19 protein-coding genes are annotated in these 22,230 nt (G+C 39.1%); all 19 read right to left on the bottom strand.

The window, feature by feature from the left end; genetic code table 11:
- On the bottom strand, positions 1-1,545 hold the full coding sequence (miaB, locus tag ACIQXV_RS24090; protein WP_402963045.1) for a tRNA (N6-isopentenyl adenosine(37)-C2)-methylthiotransferase MiaB: 1,545 nt from the start codon (positions 1,543-1,545) through the stop codon (positions 1-3).
- Positions 1,546-1,851: 306 nt separating this feature from the next.
- On the bottom strand, positions 1,852-2,718 hold the full coding sequence (locus tag ACIQXV_RS24085; RefSeq protein ID WP_402963043.1) for a 2-oxoacid:ferredoxin oxidoreductase subunit beta: 867 nt from the start codon (positions 2,716-2,718) through the stop codon (positions 1,852-1,854).
- Positions 2,719-4,455, bottom strand: coding sequence for a 2-oxoacid:acceptor oxidoreductase subunit alpha (locus ACIQXV_RS24080; protein ID WP_402963040.1), 1,737 nt, complete (start codon positions 4,453-4,455; stop codon positions 2,719-2,721).
- Positions 4,456-4,975: 520 nt separating this feature from the next.
- A complete protein-coding gene (gene spoVS / locus ACIQXV_RS24075; RefSeq protein ID WP_003211281.1) occupies positions 4,976-5,236 on the bottom strand; it encodes a stage V sporulation protein SpoVS in 261 nt (86 codons plus the stop codon).
- A 305-nt stretch (positions 5,237-5,541) separates the two neighbouring features.
- A complete protein-coding gene (locus ACIQXV_RS24070) occupies positions 5,542-6,339 on the bottom strand; it encodes a TIGR00282 family metallophosphoesterase (RefSeq protein ID WP_402963036.1) in 798 nt (265 codons plus the stop codon).
- 110 nt (positions 6,340-6,449) lie between these two features.
- A complete protein-coding gene (rny, locus tag ACIQXV_RS24065) occupies positions 6,450-8,009 on the bottom strand; it encodes a ribonuclease Y (RefSeq protein WP_402963033.1) in 1,560 nt (519 codons plus the stop codon).
- Between the two features lie 321 nt (positions 8,010-8,330).
- Entirely contained in the window at positions 8,331-9,377 is a 1,047-nt protein-coding gene (gene recA, locus ACIQXV_RS24060) for a recombinase RecA (RefSeq protein WP_402963030.1), read from the bottom strand.
- A 256-nt stretch (positions 9,378-9,633) separates the two neighbouring features.
- The gene (locus tag ACIQXV_RS24055) at positions 9,634-10,887 is read right to left on the bottom strand and encodes a competence/damage-inducible protein A (RefSeq protein ID WP_402963293.1); all 1,254 of its coding nucleotides are present in this window, start codon (positions 10,885-10,887) and stop codon (positions 9,634-9,636) included.
- 35 nt (positions 10,888-10,922) lie between these two features.
- A complete protein-coding gene (gene pgsA, locus ACIQXV_RS24050) occupies positions 10,923-11,507 on the bottom strand; it encodes a CDP-diacylglycerol--glycerol-3-phosphate 3-phosphatidyltransferase (protein WP_402963028.1) in 585 nt (194 codons plus the stop codon).
- A 51-nt stretch (positions 11,508-11,558) separates the two neighbouring features.
- Positions 11,559-12,464 carry a helix-turn-helix domain-containing protein gene (locus tag ACIQXV_RS24045; protein WP_402963025.1) on the bottom strand — a complete coding sequence of 302 codons (906 nt, stop codon included), beginning with the start codon at positions 12,462-12,464 and terminating at the stop codon, positions 11,559-11,561.
- Between the two features lie 20 nt (positions 12,465-12,484).
- Complete coding sequence (locus tag ACIQXV_RS24040) at positions 12,485-13,276, bottom strand: YmfK family protein (protein ID WP_402963290.1); 792 nt, start codon at positions 13,274-13,276, stop codon at positions 12,485-12,487.
- 188 nt (positions 13,277-13,464) lie between these two features.
- Positions 13,465-13,722: a DUF3243 domain-containing protein gene (locus tag ACIQXV_RS24035; protein ID WP_402963022.1), complete on the bottom strand. Its 258-nt coding sequence runs from the start codon at positions 13,720-13,722 to the stop codon at positions 13,465-13,467.
- 85 nt (positions 13,723-13,807) lie between these two features.
- On the bottom strand, positions 13,808-14,530 hold the full coding sequence (gene ymfI, locus ACIQXV_RS24030) for an elongation factor P 5-aminopentanone reductase (RefSeq protein ID WP_402963020.1): 723 nt from the start codon (positions 14,528-14,530) through the stop codon (positions 13,808-13,810).
- Positions 14,531-14,598: 68 nt separating this feature from the next.
- Positions 14,599-15,891 (bottom strand): EF-P 5-aminopentanol modification-associated protein YfmH, encoded by a 1,293-nt coding sequence (gene yfmH / locus ACIQXV_RS24025; protein WP_402963017.1) that lies wholly within the window; start codon positions 15,889-15,891, stop codon positions 14,599-14,601.
- Positions 15,891-17,171, bottom strand: coding sequence for an EF-P 5-aminopentanol modification-associated protein YfmF (gene yfmF / locus ACIQXV_RS24020; protein WP_402963014.1), 1,281 nt, complete (start codon positions 17,169-17,171; stop codon positions 15,891-15,893). The genes yfmH and yfmF overlap by 1 nt, the downstream gene beginning before the upstream one ends.
- 182 nt (positions 17,172-17,353) lie before the next feature.
- Positions 17,354-18,313: an ABC transporter permease gene (locus ACIQXV_RS24015; protein ID WP_402963012.1), complete on the bottom strand. Its 960-nt coding sequence runs from the start codon at positions 18,311-18,313 to the stop codon at positions 17,354-17,356.
- A 1-nt stretch (position 18,314) separates the two neighbouring features.
- Complete coding sequence (locus ACIQXV_RS24010) at positions 18,315-19,364, bottom strand: ABC transporter permease (RefSeq protein WP_402963009.1); 1,050 nt, start codon at positions 19,362-19,364, stop codon at positions 18,315-18,317.
- Positions 19,357-20,892 (bottom strand): ABC transporter ATP-binding protein, encoded by a 1,536-nt coding sequence (locus ACIQXV_RS24005; RefSeq protein WP_402963006.1) that lies wholly within the window; start codon positions 20,890-20,892, stop codon positions 19,357-19,359. Before ACIQXV_RS24005 ends, ACIQXV_RS24010 begins: the two co-directional genes overlap by 8 nt.
- Before the next feature lie 206 nt (positions 20,893-21,098).
- Positions 21,099-22,184: a BMP family lipoprotein gene (locus tag ACIQXV_RS24000; RefSeq protein ID WP_402963004.1), complete on the bottom strand. Its 1,086-nt coding sequence runs from the start codon at positions 22,182-22,184 to the stop codon at positions 21,099-21,101.
- Positions 22,185-22,230: the final 46 nt, after the last annotated feature.

The following is a 22,230-nucleotide window of genomic DNA, read 5'->3' as shown; positions in this document are numbered from 1 at the left end:
TTACTTCACCTCTGCTGGTTCTAATTCTTCCACCATTTCTCCGTTTAATGACCATGTTTTTGCTTCTGTAATTTTTACTTTGACAATTTTACCAATCGCTGACTTTGGAGCAGCAAAGTTTACAAGCTTGCTCCTCGAAGTGTAGCCTGCAAGGACGTCAGGATTATTTTTGCTTTCCCCTTCGACGAGGACGTCAACTATTTGACCTTTGTACTTTTTCATTGCTTCTAAAGAAAGCTCATTCACAAGAGCATTTAAGCGCTGTAGACGTGCTTTCTTCACCTCCATCGGAACATTATCCTCCATTTTTGCAGCTGGAGTCCCTTCCCTTGGTGAGTAAATAAATGTATAAGCCAATTCATAACCGACTTCACGATAGAGGGACATAGTTTCTTCAAATTGTTCGTCCGTCTCGTTCGGATAACCAACGATAATATCTGTTGTCAATGCAACGTTTGGAATAGCTGCTTTTATTTTTCTAACAAGCTCTAAATACTGTTCTCTTGAATATTTACGAGCCATAATTTTCAACACATCTGTTGACCCTGATTGAACTGGTAAATGGATATGATCCATTAAGTTGCCGCCCTTAGCAAGCACTTCAATCAGGCGATCATCGAAGTCACGCGGGTGGCTTGTGGTAAAACGAATCCTTGGTATATCAATTTTACGTAGTTCGTCCATAAGCTCTCCAAGGCCGTAGTTAACACCCTCTAGGTCTTTACCATAAGCATTTACGTTTTGACCAAGCAAAGTGACTTCCTGATAGCCTTGTGCCGCTAAATGACGTACTTCCTGGATGATTTCCTCAGGACGGCGGCTCCGCTCCTTACCACGAGTAAAAGGTACTATACAGTACGTACAGAACTTATCACAGCCGTACATAATATTGACCCACGCTTTAATTTTACCACGGCGTACTTTTGGAAGGTTTTCAATGACATCGCCTTCCTTTGACCATACTTCAACAACCATTTCTTTTGACATGTATGCTTCATTCAAAATATTAGGTAAGCGGTGAATATTATGGGTACCAAAAATCATGTCGACCTGCTGGTAGGTTTTTAAAATTTTATTAACGACAGATTCTTCCTGGGACATACATCCGCAAACACCTAGAAGTAAATCCGGTTTTTCCAATTTTAAAGATTTTAAGTGACCAAGTTCACCAAATACTTTATTTTCAGCATTCTCACGAATTGCACATGTATTCAATAGAATGACGTTTGCATCCTCGGTATTGTCTGTTGGCTCATACCCTAATGCTAAAAAGATTCCAGCCATTACTTCTGTATCATGTTCATTCATTTGGCAGCCGTAGGTTCGGATATAAAACTTGCGGCCATTACCCATACCACGGAATTCTTCGGGAATAGCAAAGTCATTGTGATACTTTACTTCTTCTTTACCACGTTTTTTTGCTTCTTTTAATGAAGGTGCGGTTATGACTTGTTCAAAGTATTTGCTGTAATCCTTGGCGGATTTTTTGTCCGAAGAATTAGCAGTTTCTACTTGCTGACCTTCTAATCGCTGTTTTTCATTCATTTATCCAAAATCCCCTTTCTTATAAAAATCACTTTAACGTCTATTAGATTTCTTACTGTTATTTTTTACCTGTGCACCACACATGTGATCTGCACATTATTATAGTATAAAGGTTTCCTTAAATGAAAACAATAGAAATCCCTGTAAACACGCCTGTTCAAATGCCTTTTGCAAATTAATTTGATCAAATAAATATCAGGATAATTGTATAGAATAACACAAAATATATATGTGATGTACTTCACACTAAATTCAATAAAAAAACTCCCGCAGAAATGTATTCCACGGGAGTTTCAGTTTAATTGGTTACATAAACTCTGCAACTAATTTATCAAAATGTGCTTGATCAAGGTTTAGATCTGCATCAACTAATGGTTCTTCAGAATATCCAGTAAGTAATTCCTGGTATGAAGGACGTTCAGTGTTTTGGTAAATAAGTCCAGTAACCAAACCATTATGTTTCATTAATGTTTGCATTGCCATTTCACGATTTGATGGATCATATCCCTCAACATCATGTAGCTTTGTAAGATTTTCTTTGAACCAGTCATATGTGTTGACTTTATTGTACGTTACACATGGGCTGAATACATTGATTAAAGAGAAACCTTTATGCCTAATACCAGCTTCGATTAATGCTGTTAGGTCTTTTAAATCAGTTGAAAAGCTTTGTGCAACAAATGTTGCTCCAACTGTCAAAGCTAGTTCCATTGGGGAAATAGATTGTTCAATTGACCCCATCGGAGTGGATTTTGTCTTAAAACCAACTGCAGAACGTGGTGATGTCTGTCCTTTAGTTAATCCATAAATTTGGTTATCCATAACGATATAAGTAATGTCCACATTACGACGAATGGCATGAACAGTATGCCCCATCCCAATCGCATATCCGTCACCGTCACCACCGGATGCAATAACCGTTAAATCGCGATTGGCCATTTTAACACCTTGAGCAATCGGCAGGGAACGGCCATGAATTCCATGGAATCCGTAAGAATTAATATAACCAGAGATACGTCCTGAACAGCCAATCCCTGAAATAACTGCTAAATTTTCTGGTTGTAGGCCCACATTTGCTGCCGCACGCTGCATTGCTGCTTGTACGGAGAAGTCGCCACAGCCGGGGCACCAGTTCGGTTTAACATCATTTCGAAAATCTTTAAAAGTGGCCATTTAGAACAACTCCTTACATTTTGAATGAACTTCGTGTGGTAGGAATGGATTACCATCATATTTAACATATTTAGTGATTTTTTCAGCATGTCCTACATTCATTTTCATAATATTTGCCAATTGTCCAGTCGCATTGTTTTCTACAACAATCACTTTTTTCGCAGAGCGGACAAGTGGAAGAACTTCATCAGTTGGGAATGGATGGATTAAACGAATTTGGGCGTGATTTACTTTCAAGCCGTCCTTCTCTAAACGTACCATTGCTTCTTCAATCGCACCACGAGTAGAGTTAAATCCAACAATCAACAGATCTGCATCCTCATGTGGAGCATTTTTATATACTGGTGTATTAAAACGGATATTTTCAACCTTTCGGAAGCGTTTATCCATTTGTGCAATCCGGTTAGTTGCAGATTCTGAAGGTTTACCTGTTTCAGCGTGCTCTACCCCAGTAACATGGTGGATACCATTTTTCATTCCTGGAATTGTACGTGGTGAAATACCATCTTCTGTAACTTCGTAACGTTTGAAATAACCTTTATTTTCAATCTCAGGAAGTTCTTCAGTTACAAGCTTACCGCGTCTAATTTCTACTTTAGAAACATCAAGTGGTTCTACTGTTTGTTTTCCTAAAGATAATTGTAGATCGGATAATACGATAACTGGACATTGATACTCTTCCGCAAGGTTGAAAGCTTCAGCTGTATCATAGAAAGCTTCTTGTACAGTACTTGGAGCCATAACGATTTTTGGAATCTCTCCATGTGTACCATAAATCATCGCCATTAAATCTGATTGTTCTTGTTTTGTTGGCAGCCCTGTTGATGGACCTCCACGCTGGGTGTCAACGATGACAAGAGGAGTTTCAGTAATACCTGCTAGTCCAATTGCTTCCATTTTTAGTGATAATCCTGGGCCGGATGAAGCTGTAATGGCACGTACACCGCCATAACTTGCTCCAATTGTCATCGTACAAGCGGCAATTTCATCTTCTGTTTGGATTACCGTGCCACCAACTGCAGGAAGCTTCTTAATCAAATACTCCATGATATCAGAAGCTGGTGTGATTGGATAGGCAGCCATGAACCGGCACCCGGCTGCAAGTGCACCTAATGCAATCGCATCATTTCCGATCATATACATCCGATGTTTTCCATCTGCTTTTTCAAGCACCATCGTCGGTACATTTTCATCCATTTTTTCCTTCATATAATCAAAGCCAGCTTTGATCGCATCCATGTTTTTGGCAACAACCTTGTCGCCCTTTTTGCCGAAAATCTCACGAACTACTTCCTCAAAAACATGAATATCCAAATCTAGGACAGCCGAAGTTGCACCGATTGCCACCATGTTTTTCATTAAGGAAGTCCCTAACTCTGTCGCAATTTCAGTAAAAGGAACCGCATACATTGAGCTTTGCGTATCTTCCGGTTTCTTTGGAGTAAATTTTGCATCTGCAAGAATTACCCCTTTGCTGTGAAGCTCTTTGTAGTTTACATCGATCGTTTCTTGGTCAAATGCTACAAGGATATCAAGGTCGTCAGAAATAGAGCGCACTTCTGATGTACTTACCCTAATCTTATTATTTGTATGTCCACCTTTGATACGAGATGAAAAGTGACGATAACCATACAAGTAATATCCTAGGCGATTCAGTGCGATTGCAAAGATTTCCCCAGTACTTTCAATACCTTCCCCTTGTTGTCCGCCAACTTTCCACGAAAGTTGATTGATCATTTACTTACACCCCTTTGGATATGTAAAAAATAAGTAGATTAAATCATTTATTAGTGTAGCACTTACCCAAGTAAATCACTAGATATTAGCCCTTTTTTATTGCTTTAAAGACTAAAAAAATAGAATCAAGGATATGTACTAAACGCTTACAATTCTAGACCTATGCACCAAAAATTGCAACCCTTTGGCACGAAATATTGTCTAAAATATGAATATTTTTTTATTATTTAAAAATTGCCTATTGCCATGTTGGAATAATCAGATAAAATATCGTATTAAACATACATTTACACGTTATTTTACTATTTTTCAATAGATCCATTTTTATCTCATTAAAACTTTTCCTTATATATCAGAATAATATTTTTATAAATAACTATGAAACCAATCCTTATGATTGGAAAGAAACTGGTGCAGACTTTGTTGAATTTCTACAACAAAAAAACCCACTTGTAAAATGTACCAAGAGGGTCAAATGAGACATCTTTTTGTTTTGCCACGTGAAAATAATCTATCTCTTTCAACGTGGTTCTACGATTAACTTAATTGCTGTGCGTTCTTCTCCGTCAATTAAAATATCGGTAAACGCAGGGATACAGATCAAATCAACTCCGCTAGGTGCCACAAATCCTCTTGCAATCGCTACTGCCTTAACGGCTTGATTCAATGCACCCGCACCAATAGCCTGTATTTCCGCTGCACCTCTTTCACGCAGAACTCCGGCGAGTGCACCAGCCACAGAATTAGGATTAGATTTTGCTGAAACTTTTAATATTTCCATTCCTAGCTCCCCCTTAGAAAATCCCGATCCCGCATGAGCAGTTTCATGAACAAATCAGGTATATAACATTCCACTGCTACTATATTCAATTGTCAAAAGACATATTCCGGCTTGGACAAAAAAAAGATAAGCGCAAGCGCATTGCTCAGGGGCGACAGGCATAAGACGAGCCGGCGAAAAGGTTGCTCTTTAACCTTTTTGACGGATTGGCTTATGACCCCGAGCCCCTAGGCGCTGGAGCTGGACAATTCTCGAAGTATGAAATACTTGCTTAACAAAAAAACTCCCCGAAAGAAGTTTTTTCGTTAACTATAAAATGGATTGTCATCATTTATTAATATACGGTCCATTTTTTTGCACTGGCCGCTTTTTCGATCTAGTTCAATATAAACTGCACTTAGCTGGTTACGGCCTGATTTGGGCACTTCAAAGCGGACTGGCAGGCTTGTTAGGAATTTCTTAAGAACAGCCTCTCTCTCCATTCCCAGGATGCCGTCATACGGCCCTGTCATACCAACGTCTGATAAATAACCAGTTCCACCCGGTAAAACCCGGCTGTCGGCTGTTTGTACATGTGTATGAGTTCCAACGACTGCAGATACCTTGCCGTCTAAAAACCATCCCATTGCTTGTTTTTCACTGGTGACTTCTGCATGGAAATCCACAAAAATAAATGGCGTTCTTTCCCGGGCGATATCAACTAATTCCTCAGCTTTTCTAAAAGGACAATCTAATGGAGCCATAAATGTGCGGCCCTGTAGATTAATAACAGCGACTTCTAACTCGTTCACTTTAAAAAACGCTAAACCTTTTCCAGGAGTCCCTTCTGGAAAATTTGCCGGCCGTACCATATTTTTTGCTGATCCGATAAATTCAAAGACCTCTCGATTATCCCATGCATGGTTTCCTAGTGTTATAGCCTGTGCACCATAGCCCAAAAATTCCCGATAGATTTTTTCTGTGATCCCCTTGCCCCCGGCTGCATTTTCCCCATTAATAATCGTAAAGTGGGGCCGAAATTTTTCTTTTAATTTTGGCAGGTATTCCTTTACCATTTCCCTGCCTGGTGATCCGACGACATCGCCGATAAAAAGTAGATTCATTTTTTTCCCTTTCATTAATTAAAATTGTTATTGTCTAAATAGTATCACATTTGGACTTCGCCTAATTGGATAAGCATGAACAATAAATAAAGCGGTGCAAGTGCACCGCTTTATTTTGCATATTCTACAGCCCGTGTTTCACGGATAACTGTCACTTTAATATGTCCTGGATAATCGAGTTCTTCTTCAATTCTCTTACGAATATCGCGCGCTAATCGATGTGCAGCAAGATCATCAACTGCATCTGGTCTTACAATAATACGCACTTCACGACCCGCTTGAATAGCAAAGGACTTTTCAACACCTTCATAGGACTCAGAAATTTCCTCTAGTTTTTCAAGACGACGTATATAGTTTTCAAGCGTCTCACTGCGTGCACCTGGTCGTGCAGCTGATAAGGCATCAGCCGCGGCAACAAGTACTGCAATAATAGAAGTTGGCTCTGTATCCCCATGGTGTGAGGCAATACTGTTGATTACCACTGGGTGTTCCTTGTATTTCGTCGCAAGTTCAACCCCGATTTCTACATGACTTCCTTCTACTTCATGGTCGATTGCTTTCCCAATATCGTGAAGTAAGCCTGCACGACGAGCCAACGTTTCATCTTGACCAAGTTCAGCGGCAAGCAAGCCTGAAAGCTGTGCCACTTCCATTGAATGCTTTAAGACGTTTTGCCCGTAGCTCGTACGGAACCTTAAGCGGCCAAGAATTTTAATAAGATCTGGATGGAGTCCATGAACACCCACTTCAAAAGTGGTTTGCTCACCAACTTCACGAATATACTCATCCACTTCACGGCGAGATTTTTCTACCATTTCCTCAATTCGTGCAGGATGGATCCGTCCGTCTTGGACTAACTTCTCAAGCGCTAAACGTGCAGTTTCCCGGCGAATTGGGTCAAATCCTGATAGAATTACAGCTTCAGGAGTATCATCAATAATCAAATCAATTCCTGTTAATGTTTCAAGTGTACGAATATTTCGTCCTTCACGGCCAATGATCCGGCCCTTCATTTCGTCATTTGGAAGGTTGACGACAGAGACAGTCGTTTCCGCAACATGGTCAGCAGCGCAACGCTGGATTGCTAGCGAAAGTATTTCCTTTGCCTTCTTATCGGCTTCCTCTTTTGCACGATTTTCACTTTCCTTAATCATAATCGCAGTGTCGTGGGTAAGTTCCTGCTCCATTCTGTCAATTATGATCGCTTTTGCTTCCTCGCGCGTTAAGCTCGAAATTCGTTCGAGTTCAGTTTGTTGTTTTCGTACCAACTCGTCCACTTTGCTTTCCATCTCTTCAATATGCTGTTGTCTTTGGTTTAGAGAATCATCCTTCTTTTCTAAAAGATTTTCACGCTTGTTTAACGTTTCCTCTTTTCGATCTAAATTCTCTTCTCTTTGCAGTAAACGGTTTTCTTGTTTTTGCATTTCATTTCTTCGTTCACGAACCTCACGTTCTGCTTCTGTTCGAAGCTTGTGAATTTCATCCTTTGCTTCTAGCAAAGCTTCTTTTTTCAATGAATCAGCATCACGTTTCGCATCTTCAAGAATCTGTTCAGCAGCATTTTTTGCACCTGCTACTTTTGCTTCAGCAATGGATTTATGAACAAAATAGCCAACAACGGCACCGACGATAAGGCCAAGCAAAATGGAGATGATTGTAATAGGGTCCATCGTTACACCTCCTCTTGCTATGAACTTTTGTTGCATTTTTCAAGTGTCGGCATGTACATTGTTTAGACTCAACATACAGCAAGCACCAAGGCTTTTCGCATTGTAATATTTCCAAAAATGTAAAATATACATGTTAATTGTAAATGGGGGAATATTCATTGTCAAGGCTTAGTCTAATAAGCGTTTTGAAATATTTAGAAATTGATCTCTTTATCCACAAACACAATAAAATCAACAATGAATATTTATTAATTATATTGAATTTTTATTCATATTTTATTTAAAAAAGCAAAACCCTTTTCGGGGCTTTGCTCAGCTGGACTAATCTAGCAATTTAAACTGATCATCTTCCTCTGTTTCTGTTTCTGTTACCACTTTATCACCATCTAAACCATAGTGATCACGGATTTTTTGTTGAATATCGAGGCAAACATCAGGGTTTTCCTTCAAGAATAGTTTTGCGTTTTCACGGCCTTGACCTACTCTTTCATCATTATAGGAATACCATGAGCCGCTCTTTTGAACGATATCTAATTCAGAGCCTAAATCGATGATCTCGCCCTCTTTAGAAATACCTTCACCATACATAATATCCACTTCAGCTGTACGGAATGGCGGTGCAACTTTGTTCTTTACAACTTTAATTTTGGTTTTGTTCCCTACTATATCTGTGCCTTGCTTTAGTGATTCAGCACGGCGTACTTCTAGACGAATGGTCGAATAAAACTTGAGCGCGCGCCCCCCAGGTGTTGTCTCGGGGTTTCCAAACATAATCCCAATTTTTTCGCGAATTTGGTTAATAAAGACAGCAATTGTCTTCGATTTGTTAATGGATCCTGATAGTTTACGAAGTGCTTGAGACATCAAGCGCGCTTGTAATCCAACGTGAGAATCTCCCATTTCTCCTTCAATCTCCGCTTTTGGAACTAATGCTGCTACTGAGTCGACTACAATAATATCAACAGCACCACTTCGCACTAAAGCTTCTGCGATTTCAAGTGCTTGTTCACCTGTGTCAGGCTGTGATAACAATAACTCATCAATATTAACACCTAATTTTTTTGCATAAGTCGGATCCAGGGCATGCTCCGCATCAATAAACGCTGCTTGGCCACCTTTTGCTTGTACTTCTGCAATTGCATGTAAAGCTACGGTTGTTTTACCAGAGCTCTCCGGACCATAAATCTCGATAATACGGCCTCTAGGATAGCCACCTACTCCAAGTGCTGCATCTAGTGCTAATGAGCCGCTTGGTACGGTAGAAATCCTCGTTTCTAGTTTCTCTCCCATTTTCATGACGGAGCCTTTGCCGAATTGTTTTTCTATTTGCTTTAACGCCATTTCTAATGCCGCTTTACGATCACTCACGTTTTTTTCCTCCCTTATATATAAACACATGCTAAATGCCACAATCTATTAAATAAAACCTATTAATAATATAACCTCTTTTCAGTTATTTGTCGAGAAAAAAACGAACATTTATTCTGTTCTTTTTTTAACAATTTATGCTCGAATAACTGGCGGATTAACCCTCTTTTTGTATTTTTTCTTCCGAATTACCTTCGTAAAACAATTTATCTGTATTAATCTGAAAATTCAATTTAAACCAAAAAAACACAGAACACTATTTAGTATTCTGTGACTCTTTAAAATTTCTCAGTATTAAATAGCAGCCGAATTTTACCGCTCGGTTCCGGTTTGCTTCCCTCGTTCCAGCGAGAATCATTTTTTCGACTACAGTTGCTCTTCCCTTGATCGCAATACCTATATAAACAGTTCCAACTGGCTTGCCTTCTAGCTCATCAGGTCCGGCCACACCGGTGAAACTAATCCCTATATCACTATTCACAAGCCTGGCGGCATTTTCAGCCAGCTCTTTTGCACATTGTTCACTGACGGCACCATGTTTTTCAAGTGTCTCAGGCTTCACCTGTAATACCTGCTGTTTTACTTCATTTGAATAACATACAACCCCGCCTTTAAACACAGAACTCACACCAGCAATCGAAGTAAGCTCCTGTTGGAACAGCCCGCCAGTTAAACTCTCAGCAGCTGTGATCGTAAGTTTTCTTTCCTTTAAAGTTTTGGCCAGCTCTCCTAATAGTGATGAATTGTCATATCCATACAAGAATTGACCAACACGCTGATTAATCTTCATTTCCATTTCATCAAGCATAGAAAGTGCAATATGCTCATCAACATGTTTTGCTGTCAGTCTTAAGGTAACTTCGCCATCACCTGCAAGCGGGGCAATGGTAGGATTGCTTTGTGCATCAATTAAATCAATAATTTCTGTTTCCAAAGCGGCCTCTCCAATTCCAAAAAACCGTAACACCCTTGAGACTATTTTCTCGTTCGAGTTATTTTTTGAAGCTAGTGCCTGACACCCATATTGGAGAAACATTGGTTCCATTTCCTTGGGAGGGCCAGGTAAAAGCATATAATTGTGGCTGCCGCTCTCTACAACCATTCCAGGGGCCATACCATGATCATTAGGGAGAATATGAGACCCTTTTAATACAAGCGCCTGCTTGCGGTTATTTTCCGTCATCACACGGTTTGTCCGCTTAAAATAAAGCTCAATTGATTCTAATGCTGTTTGATCCATAACAAGTTCTTTACCAATGTGGCGAGCAATCGTTTCCTTCGTCAAATCATCCTTTGTCGGCCCTAACCCGCCAGTAAAAATAATCATCTTCGCACGTTTTTCGGCAATTTCAATCGCTGATATTAACCGATCAGGATTATCGCCAACGACCGTATGAAAATAAACATTAATGCCAAGCCCGGCTAATTGCTGTGATAAAAAACGTGCATTTGTGTTAACAATTTGACCCAGTAATAATTCTGAACCAACTGCAATAATCTCTGCATTCATCATCAAGTCGCTCCTCATTCAAACCACATGTAAATTTATTTTGAGTTTTTTAACACATGGCTATTTTTAGCAAAGTAATCCCAGCCTGACCAAATTGTAAAAATCATCGCCACCCATAATGCTGCAATATCAAAGCGAAACGGGATCAAAGCAAAAATAAAATTATGTAACAATAAGGACGATATCGCGACAATTTGTGCCCAAGTTTTAATTTTCCCGAGCATATTTGCGGCAACAACCTCACCTTCGCCAGCTAGTAAGAGGCGAAGACCAGTTACCGCAAATTCTCTGCTGATAATGATGATGACTATCCAAGAAGGCGCATAAACATCATTAAGTTCAACAAGTACAATAAGTGCTGCTGAAACAAGTAATTTGTCTGCAAGCGGATCTAGAAATTTCCCCATATTGGTCACAAGGTTATACTTACGGGCATAATGGCCGTCAATCCAGTCCGTTGTTGATGCTAATATAAAGATGAGTGCCCCGACAAAATGGGTAACCGGCATGTCAGCACCTAAAAGATACATGCTGCCCCAATCAAATGGTGCTAACATAACAATCAAGAATATGGGAATTAATAATATCCTTGATACGGTGATTCGATTTGGAATATTCATAATTTTCCTCCAGGTAAATATTGAAAGTGAAAAATAGTCATCAACAGATGACTATTCATTTTTCAGAACATATTGAATCGTGATGTTCTGAACATTCGCTGTCGCTGGTATTGCATACTCAAGCTTTTGATCATTCACATAAATATCAGTATCCGCCGCATTACCAACCCTTAAGACTGCCATACTTTCAGTAGATAAATCTTCTATATGGCTCTGGGTACCATCAGTTCTAAGTGTATCAGCAAAAAAAGTTTTCCCTTTTCCATTTTTAATACTTACCCAGGTTTGTCCTTTAGAAACCAATTTCACGACAAATTTATCTGCATTTTTCAGATCATAAGTGGAATTAGTGCCACCGCTTTGGACTACTGTAAGTTCCTGCTTCGGTGTTTCAACAACAGTTGTCTTTTGCTCTTTTGGCTTAGTAGCATTATCGTCTTTTTTGATGTCTTTCTTTTTATCTTTTTCTATTTCTTCCCCTTTTACCTTTTCTAAGCTTTCAGATTTTTCATATTTAACCTGATCACTATCATTCTTAATCGATTCATTTGTTCCGCCGCCGGCATGGTTTTGTAAAAAATAATATAAAAGACTAGCCACGCCAATCACGAACACACCGATTAAAATTTTCGGGAGAATATCAAAGATTTTTGAATTACCTTCTGTGACGGCTTTGTGCGTTTTGACCCTTGATAATTGCTGTGGCAAATCATCATTATAAGACGCTGGAATTTCACTTTTATAAGTTTCAAAAATTTCATCTGGATTAAGATTTAGTGCCTCTGCATATTGCTTAATAAAGGCACGTACATAAAAATTCCCCGGCATGCTGGAATAATTACCTTCCTCAATTCCGATTAAATATCGCTTTTGAATTTTTGTCACTGTTTGTAAATCATCTAAGCTTAATCCTTTGGCTAATCGGGCTTCTTTTAGTCGATTCCCTAATTCAGTCAACTGTAACACCTTCCAATTTATTAAAAATCAAAATCTCCAAAATCAGATCCGGAAAACATATTATGTTGGTCAACAACATCATATGTAATCTCTTCATCCGCTTCATTTCTAAGTTCAATAATGTAATCAAAATCATCAAGAGTGTATTCAGAGTTTTGGACGAAGATATCAGGATGCTCTATTACCTTAACAGAAGGCAGGCGCATGATTTCCCGAACAAGCTGCCAATGACGCTCGTTTGCGCGTTTAGTTGAAACAATCCCATCAAGAATGAACAGATTATTTTCGTTGTACTCATCCTCAATCAGTTGATTGCGAATCGTTTGTTTTAAAAGAGTAGATGAGACGAATAACCAGCGCTTATTTGCACAAACACTTGCCGCTACAAGTGACTCTGTTTTGCCGACTCGCGGCATCCCGCGGATTCCGATCAGCTTATGTCCCTCCTGCTTAAACAATTCTGCCATAAAATCAACTAATAATCCAAGCTCATCCCTTACGAAACGGAATGTTTTTTTATCATCTGCGTCCCTTTGGATATAGCGTCCGTGCCTAACCGCAAGTCTGTCACGCAGTTTAGGCTCTCTAAGTTTGATTAATTTTATTGTGTCCATTGTATGTAAAATTGACTCAAGTCGTTTGATTTGGTCATCATCTTTTGCTAAAATAAGCAAACCCCGCCTGCCTTCATCAACACCATTAATGGTTACAATATTAATAGCAAGCATTCCTAATAAGGATGAGATGTCACCCAATAGACCAGGTCGGTTTTTCTGAATCTCATATTCTAAGTACCATTCTTTTTTCATGATAAAAAACCCCCAAAAGAAGTTTCGACATTTTTTTCACATCTTTTCATCTAACCCCTATAATAAATGATTTTGATTGAAGATGAAAGAAAAAACAAAGAGAATGACCTATTTATCTATATTTTTTCTTGACCGGTTCAATTAGGGTATAAAATATAAAAAGAGAGGAGACCAAAAAGGTCCCTTCTCTTCTATCGGCTTCCGTTATTCGAAATCAGTTTTACCATTATATTCGCAATAGCTTGCTGCTCTTGTTTGTCAGCAACTGACCATAGGTCAGAAAGAATTCTTTCCTGCTCATTTTTCGGCTCTACTTGGTTTGCTAAATAATCACCAATTTGAAAAGCAAGGTTACCTATCGCTCCCTCACTCATACCCTCACCTTGTGCATGGTGAAGACGATCTGCTAAAAAGTCCTCCCATTGTTTCCAGTTATCTAAAACAGACATAATATTACCTCCTATAGAATAGTACAAGGTTATTTTGCTATGGTAAGAGGTAAAATATACATGAAAAATTTGTGAAGTTTTCCCTTTAGGTGTACCATCCGCCATTTATCGCAAGTACTTGGCCTGTAATATAGGACGCTTCATCCGATAGCAGGAATGCAACGCTTCCTGCTATTTCTTCAGGTAGTCCAAGCCTTCCCATCGGAATCTCAAAAGAAATCTGTTCTACCTCTTCCGGCGTAAAACCTTCCATCATGGGTGTTGCTACTGCACCAGGGGCGATTGCGTTGACACGAATACCATTCAAAGCTACTTCCTTACTTAAGGCCTTTACAAAAGCAATTTGTGCACCTTTAGCTGCGGAATAGGCCACTTCGCAGGCAGCACCTGTTTGTCCCCAGATAGAAGTAATGACAATAATATTGCCTGACCCTTTACGTAAAAATTTCGGCAGCAGTTCTTTTGTCAACATTAACGGATTTAATACATGAATATTCATTACTGCCTCGGCTTCTTCCTGTTGCAAATCCATCAGGAGCCCATATTGACTGTTTCCTCCGCAATGGATGATCGCATCTAATGAAAAGATTTGTGAGGATATCGATTTGTATCCGGTTGACGTCCTTAAATCAGCCTGTATCGGGATATATTCCCCACCGAATAGCAGCAGCTTGTCCATTAACCCCATAATGGATTGTTTATTTTTGTTGTAATGTAAATATAAGGAATATCCTTTTGCAGCCAAATTACACGCAACCGCTTGGCCAATTCCTCCGCTAGCTCCCGTTATGAGTGCATATTTTTTCATTTAATCACTCTTTCTTTATACTTCCTTTTAAACGTAGTAGAAGCGCCGTGTGAACGACGCCTCTATGCTTATTTTTTCTTTGGTACTACCTGGCATACGGAGAAGCGCTCCTCAGAGATAACTTCTTCCGCTAATGATTGAACATCATTTAAGGTTATTTTTTCTAAGGTTGGCACAACATCAAATAAGTTCATTTCATTAAATGCATAGCGAGTAAATTGATTGGCAATATATTCCGGTGAATTTACTGCACGTAAAAAAGCGCCAATTTTCTTCTTTTTTGCTCTTTCTAATTGCTGTTCACTAAATATGCTCCCCTTCTTCGCTTCAAGAAGCATTTTTTCTAGCTTATCCGCTAGTTTATCAGGTTCGCTCGTGTCTCCTCCGACCATAGCGAAGCCAAAACCTTGTTCCTGTGTGTAGTCGTATGAGAAGGTTTCATCAATCAAACCTTCACTGTAAAGCTGATTATAATTTTCAGAGCTTTTTCCAAATAACAAATCAAGCAATACGTTCATCGTTAATTCATTTTTCAGTAACACATCACCGCTTTGGTCGACGTGAAGTGCTTTGATACCAACTAGTGACTTAGAGGTTTGCACGTTCATCTCAAGCACCTGCTTCTTATCGGCAGCTTGAGGAGGCTCCGCCTCAAATTTACGCTTAATTTCAGGCATATCCTTATAGTCTTTCTTTGCCTGATTGTCTCTAACTTGGGTCATAACCTTTTCAGGATCTACCGGGCCAACAATAAACAACAGCATGTTACTCGGGTGATAGAAGGTATTGTAACATTCATAGAGCCAATCTTTTGTAATATGTGAAATGGACTCAATCGTGCCGGCAATATCAATTTTAACCGGATGATTTTGATATAGGTTTTGGATTAATCCAAAATATAAACGCCAATCTGGATTGTCATCATACATCGTAATTTCCTGGCCGATAATCCCTTTTTCTTTTTCCACTGTCTTTTCGGAAAAATAAGGCTCTTGTACAAAATCAATCAGTGTTTCAAGGTTTTTTTCCACGTCAGATGTACTTGAAAATAAATAAGCGGTTCGTGTAAAGGATGTAAAGGCATTGGCGGATGCGCCTTGACGGCTAAATTGCTGAAACACATCGCCATCTTCTTTTTCAAACAGCTTATGCTCTAAAAAGTGGGCAATCCCGTCAGGAACCTTGACATACTCGTCTTTCCCCAATGGAACAAATGTATTGTCAACCGAACCGTACTTGGTTGTAAAAGTGGCAAACGTTTTATTAAACCCTTTTTTCGGCAAAATATAGACATTTAACCCATTGGCCATTTTTTCATGAAAAAGCGCTTCCTGAAGCTGGTCAAACGTAATTTTCTCCATTATTTGCCCGCCTCCGTTCCTGTTAAGAAATAAATGGTATCAAGGTCTATTTTATTTGTGACAGCAATAATTTCATCTTTTGTAACCTTTTGCATTTCTGAAATCCAACTTTCAAGTTTGATATCGGTATGTGCAACCACATTATGATAAAGAATCTCAGTTATGCCTCGAGCAGTGTCAATGGTTTCCATGATTTGATTCTGAATAACAGCCTTGGTTTGTTCTAATTCCTGGTCTGTGAAATCACCCTTTTTCATCGCTTCCATTTGCTCATGAATTATCCCAACAGCCTGATCATAGTTCTTTAAATCAATCCCCGACATGACCATCATTAAGCCTTTATGACTTTCTAAGCGGCTTGCTGCATAATAGGCAAGGCTTGCTTTCTCCCGCACGTTGATAAATAGCTTGGAATGCGAAAAACCGCCGAAAATCCCATTAAAAACCTGAAGCGCGAAATAATCGGTATCGCCGTAAACGATATTGGTACGATATCCGATATTTAATTTCCCTTGCTTTACATCCTGCTCTTCTTTTACCACATTTACCTCGGATCTTTTGTTGATATTCTCAGCAATAATTTTTTTCGGTGTCCGATTTTCAAACTGAAGCAGCTCTTCTGCAATTTTTTTAACCTCATCCTCTTTCACATCACCGATAACATAAAGATCCATCTCATCCTCTAAAAAGGCGGTTTTGAAATATTCGTATAAATTTTCTGGCGTGATTGTTTCGACATCTGTCGCTTCACCATTTACTTGAAGGGCATAGGGCTCTTCTTTACACATTTCTTCTAAAAGACGAACATTGGAATAACGCATTTTATCATCAAAAACCGATTGGATCCGTGACTTTAATGTCCGTTTTTCTTTATCTACCGTTTCCCGATCAAAGGCATTTTCTGAAATATTAGGATTCGTCAAAATTTCTGCCAGTAATTCAAAGCCTTTTTTCAATAACGGATTGGAATCGCTTAAAAATTTTTCATTTGCAATTTCTAAAGAGAAACTCATAATATGGTATTCACCTTTTTTGGCCAGATCCACAAAAAGAGTCGCACCATACAGTTCATCTAAATAAGAACGTAATGCCGTTGTTGTAGAATAATTACCTGAGCTGCTTTGTAATACATGTGGAAGAAGGGCCCTTTTTGTTACATCCTCTTTTGACAAAGGGGCTTTCATTCTCCAAACTAATGTATTCGTTTTATATTTTTCAGTTTCGATGACATGTAGGTTAAACCCACGCATCTCCGTTAATTTTTCGCCAGCAGCGTCCATTTGCATTCCTCCTTATAGTTAAAGGTTTTAATTAATCATATGTAAACATTTTTCATTATATCTTCTCCTTATGGATAAAACCCTATACTTCTTACTATAATTTGACATGCTTGTTCAATACAAGTAAATACCTTCAAGAATAACAAAAAACCCTCAGCTTTAGCTGAGAGTTCTCTATTTTTTTACCTATTACCTTTAATATAGTGTGTACCACTTGCTTTTGGTGCATCGGCACGTCCAATGAAACCAGTTAATGCCAAGATGGTTAACACATATGGTGCAATTAACAAGTAAACATTTGGTATTCCCTTTAGGAAAGGTAAGCTTGAACCAATGATACTAATACTTTGAGCGAAACCAAAGAATATGGCTGCTCCTAAAGCACCGAGCGGGTGCCATTTACCAAAAATCATTGCCGCTAAGGCCATGAAACCTTGACCGCTAATGGTGGAGTGGCTGAAGTTAGTAGTAATCGATTGTGCATATACTCCTCCGCCAATACCACCAAGTGCTCCGGAAAGGATTACCCCTAGATAGCGCATTTTTGTAACGTTAATCCCCATTGTATCAGCTGCCATTGGATGTTCACCGACAGAGCGAAGACGAAGACCAAATGGTGTTTTGAAAACGACGTACCATACGATAATCGCAACAATAATTGCTAAAAATGATGTCCAATACGTATTTTGGAAAAATATTTTTCCAATAACAGGAATGTCTTTTAAGATAGGTACATCTATTTTATTAAAACTTTTACTTACAATACCTGTTTCACCTTTACCATAGATTAACTTAACCAGGAACAAGGTTAATCCTGTTGCAAGCAGGTTAATCGCCACACCCGAAACCGTATGGTCAGCACGGAGTGTAATTGCTGCAACTGCGTGTAAAAGGGAAAAAATAGCGCCTGCAACCATTGCAACTAAAATGGAAATCCAGGGTGTTAAGCTTCCAAAGGTACTAACAAAAGTAAGGTTAAACACAATGGCTGTAAATGCTCCAATAACCATTAAACCCTCAAGTCCAATATTAACTACACCGGATCGCTCCGAGAAAATACCGCCTAATGCAGTGAAGACAAGTGGAGCAGCCCATAACAATGTGGAAGGAACGACGATCATTAAGATATCCATTAAGCTCAACTTACTTCACCTCCTTCTTGCTTAGTCGATCAAGGAAAACTCTAATCATATAGCTTGCGGCTACGAAGAAAACAATTAACGCAATAATGATATCAACAAGTTCGTTAGGAACCCCAGATTCAAGCGGCATGTTTAAAGCGCCGACTTTTAAAACACCAAAAAGAATCGCTGAGAAAAATACACCTAGCGCTGTATTGCCTCCCAATAAGGCAACGGCAATCCCATCAAATCCAACTCCAGTAAATCCACCTTTAACAGCGGCATACCCAAATGTACCTAATCCTTCCATAGATCCTGCAAGACCTGCAAATGCCCCGGAAATAACCATGGAAAGAATAATGTTTTTATTAACACTCATACCTGCGTAGTGTGCAGCATGTTGGTTAAAACCTACTGACCGTAATTCAAATCCTCTTGTAGTTCTTTCAAGCAGGAACCACATAATAAAACAACAGATAATGGCAATTACTATACCCCAGTGGAGCCTTGAGTAATCTGTTAAACTTTGTAACCATTCAGAACGTAACGATGCTGATCCATGAATCATATCAGTTTTATCACCACTTTTTGATGCTAAAACGTTTCTTATAATATAGTTAGTAACGTGAAGAGCTACATAGTTCATCATGATCGTCACAATAACTTCGTGGACGCGAAAACGTGCTTTTAAAAAACCAGGGATAAATGCCCAAAGTGCCCCGGCAACCATAGCTGCTATTACTGCTAACGGTAAGTGAATGGCACGAGGAAGATCAAAAGCAACCCCAACCCATACAGCAGCAAGCCAGCCAACGATAAATTGTCCTTCAACACCGATATTAAATAAGCCTACACGAAAAGCAAAAGCTACGGCTAAACCGGCTAAAATATAGGGTGTAATCTGTCTAACTGCTTCCCCGAATGAATAGATATCTCCAAATACCCCATTCCACAATGCTGAAAAAGCAGAAACAGGATCATACCCGCTCACTAACATTATAATTGTTCCTACCAATATACCCAATAAAACGGCAATAACTGGCGTTAATAAACCCTTTAAGCGTTTAGACATGCGTTCCTTCACCCGCTTCCTTTCTATTCGATCCAGCCATCAGCAATCCAAGCTCTTGTTCAGTTGTTTCTTTTGGATTCACCACAGCTACGATTTTCCCCTCGTAAATAACAGCAATTCTGTCGCTGACATTCATAATTTCATCTAACTCAAATGAAACGAGTAAGACTGCTTTACCATTATCGCGTTGTTCAATCAAGCGCTTATGAATAAATTCAATTGCTCCAACGTCCAGACCACGGGTAGGCTGGGCAGCAATCAGTAAATCTGGATTCCGGTCAACCTCACGTCCAATAATCGCTTTTTGCTGGTTTCCACCCGATAAAGCCCGGGCCAATGTGTATTCACTTGGAGTTCGAACATCAAACTCTCCAATTAATTTCTTAGCCTGTTTATATATTTCTTTAAAGTTTAGAATCCCACCGTTTGAAAATGGCTTTTTATAATAGTTTTGTAAAACCATATTTTCACCTATTGGGAAATTTAAAACTAAACCATGTTTATGACGGTCTTGGGGAATATGACCGACACCGGATTCGGTGATTTTTCTTGGTGTAAGATGACTCAATTCTTTTCCATTTACTTTTACACTGCCGCTTACCGATTTTCGCAAACCCGTAATGGCTTCGATAAATTCGGTTTGTCCATTTCCATCCACACCGGCTATTCCAACAATTTCTCCCGCTTTTACTGAAAGATTGAGCCCGTTTACCACGGTAACACCACGAGTATCTTTCACAACTAAATCATGGATTTCGAGTACATCCTGTTTAGGTGCTGCCTCTTTTTTCTCTGTTTTGAAAACAACTTCACGGCCAACCATTAAACTTGCCAGCTCATTCGGATTGGTTTCACTAACATTTACGGTGCCGATGCCTTTACCTTTACGAATAACCGTACAACGGTCAGCAACCTCCATAATTTCTTTTAACTTATGTGTGATCAGAATAATAGATTTACCTTCTTTAATTAGCGTTTTCATGATTTGAATCAGTTCTTTAATTTCTTGAGGTGTTAATACAGCAGTCGGTTCATCAAAGATAAGAATTTCTGCACCGCGATAAAGTGTTTTTAAAATTTCCACCCTTTGCTGCATACCAACTGAAATATCAGAGATTTTTGCCTGCGGGTCGACAGATAAGCCATAGCGTTCAGAAATATCGCGAACCTCTTTTTCCGCCTTTTTTAAATCAATTCGACCACCAGTAGTTATTTCTCGGCCTAAAATGATATTCTCTGTAACAGTAAAAGTATCAACTAACATAAAGTGCTGGTGCACCATTCCAATCCCTTGATCATTTGCAATATTCGGGTTTGTAATATTTACTGGCTGCCCTTTTACACGAATTTCACCTTGTTCAGGTTGATATAATCCAAAAAGGACATTCATTAGCGTGGACTTACCTGCTCCATTTTCTCCGAGTAAAGCATGAATCTCCCCTTTTTTTAACTGAAGGGTAATGTTATCATTCGCAACGAAACCGCCAAACTCTTTACGAATGTTGAGCATCTCAATAACGTATTCCATCTTTTCTCACTCCCTGTGATAAGATAAAAGGAAATATTGACCAGCAGTAGTAAGAGGTCAGACCTTTTTGAGTTTTAAAAAAACGGGGATATCCTCCCCACTAAAATCTTAAATGAAAAGCAGAATGGGAATTCTACGCTTCAGTTAGGATTTCATTAAGAAGGAATAAGCAGGCAGGTTAGTAACTCGCTTATTCCTCACATACATTATTTTGCGCTAAATGTTTTTAACTCATCACGAGTTCCTGGAACTTTTACGGCACCAGATTTAATTTTTTCAATCCAATCTTTGACCGCTGCATCGATATCAGCTTTTTTGTCTGCTTTGGCATTGATTGGAGCTAGACCAACTCCGTCTTCATGTAAACCGTAAAGTGCAACTTCTCCACCAGGGAAATTACCATCTTTTGCTTTTTTAGAAAGGTCTTGTACGGCAACGTCAACACGTTTTAGAGCTGAAGTAAGAACAATATCTGGACCCATGTTGTTTTGGTCACTGTCTACACCAATCGCCCAAATTTCTTTACTTGGATCTTTAGATTTTCTGTCATTAGCTTCTTTAAATAAACCTACACCTGTACCACCTGCAGCATGGAATACTACGTCAGCACCAGAAGAATACATTGTTGAAGCAATCGTTTGACCTAGCTCTGCTTTGTCAAATGCACCTGAGTATTTAACATCAACTTTCACTTCTGGTTTTGCTGCCTTAACACCAGCTAAGAAGCCAGCCTCAAAGCGTTCAATAACAGGGATTTCCATACCGCCGATAAAACCGATGTGGTTAGATTTTGTTTGTAGGGCAGCTGCAACACCAGCGAGGAATGCTGCTTCTTGCTCTTTGAAAAGAACGCTGGCAACGTTAGGCTGCTTTACTTCTGCATCGATAATAGCAAAATGTGAATCTTTTTGTTGTTTCGAAATTTCTTCCACTGCAGCCTGCATTAAGAACCCGATACCAAATACTAAGTCAAAATTTTCGCGTGAAAGTTTATTTAAGTTTGTAGAGTAATCTGCATCAGATTTTGATTGTAGGTAATCGAATCCACCTTTACCTTTTGTCAATCCATTTTCTTTACCAAAAGCTTGAAGACCTTCCCAAGCAGATTGGTTAAACGATTTGTCATCAACACCACCGACGTCAGTAACCATCGCTACAGAGAATGCTTTTTCTTTTTCTCCACCTTTAGTTGTTTCTTTTTTACTTGTGTCATCACTTTTTCCACAAGCACCTAAAAGTGTCCCAGCAGCAAGAACTAGTGATAGCGCCATTCCAATTTTACGCTTTTTCATAGTATTGTACCCCCCTATGGATATTGTTTTGTTTGATATAGTAGAA

The organism is Neobacillus sp. NPDC097160 (assembly GCF_044762155.1).
Lineage (GTDB): Bacteria > Bacillota > Bacilli > Bacillales > Cytobacillaceae > Neobacillus.
This window is presented reverse-complemented; position numbering and strand designations above follow the sequence as displayed.

Coding starts and splice junctions, on each gene's coding strand:
- miaB (WP_402963045.1), bottom strand. CDS start 1,545: ATGAATGAAAAACAGCGATTAGAAGGTCAGCAAGTAGAAACTGCTAAT.
- ACIQXV_RS24085 (WP_402963043.1), bottom strand. CDS start 2,718: ATGGCCACTTTTAAAGATTTTCGAAATGATGTTAAACCGAACTGGTGC.
- ACIQXV_RS24070 (WP_402963036.1), bottom strand. CDS start 6,339: ATGAATCTACTTTTTATCGGCGATGTCGTCGGATCACCAGGCAGGGAA.
- ACIQXV_RS24005 (WP_402963006.1), bottom strand. CDS start 20,892: ATGGAATACGTTATTGAGATGCTCAACATTCGTAAAGAGTTTGGCGGT.
- ACIQXV_RS24035 (WP_402963022.1), bottom strand. CDS start 13,722: ATGTCTGTTTTAGATAACTGGAAACAATGGGAGGACTTTTTAGCAGAT.
- ymfI (WP_402963020.1), bottom strand. CDS start 14,530: ATGAAAAAATATGCACTCATAACGGGAGCTAGCGGAGGAATTGGCCAA.
- ACIQXV_RS24080 (WP_402963040.1), bottom strand. CDS start 4,455: ATGATCAATCAACTTTCGTGGAAAGTTGGCGGACAACAAGGGGAAGGT.
- ACIQXV_RS24055 (WP_402963293.1), bottom strand. CDS start 10,887: ATGAATGCAGAGATTATTGCAGTTGGTTCAGAATTATTACTGGGTCAA.
- yfmF (WP_402963014.1), bottom strand. CDS start 17,171: ATGGACGCTGCTGGCGAAAAATTAACGGAGATGCGTGGGTTTAACCTA.
- rny (WP_402963033.1), bottom strand. CDS start 8,009: ATGGACCCTATTACAATCATCTCCATTTTGCTTGGCCTTATCGTCGGT.
- ACIQXV_RS24000 (WP_402963004.1), bottom strand. CDS start 22,184: ATGAAAAAGCGTAAAATTGGAATGGCGCTATCACTAGTTCTTGCTGCT.
- ACIQXV_RS24010 (WP_402963009.1), bottom strand. CDS start 19,364: ATGTCTAAACGCTTAAAGGGTTTATTAACGCCAGTTATTGCCGTTTTA.
- yfmH (WP_402963017.1), bottom strand. CDS start 15,891: ATGGAGAAAATTACGTTTGACCAGCTTCAGGAAGCGCTTTTTCATGAA.
- pgsA (WP_402963028.1), bottom strand. CDS start 11,507: ATGAATATTCCAAATCGAATCACCGTATCAAGGATATTATTAATTCCC.
- spoVS (WP_003211281.1), bottom strand. CDS start 5,236: ATGGAAATATTAAAAGTTTCAGCAAAATCTAATCCTAATTCTGTGGCT.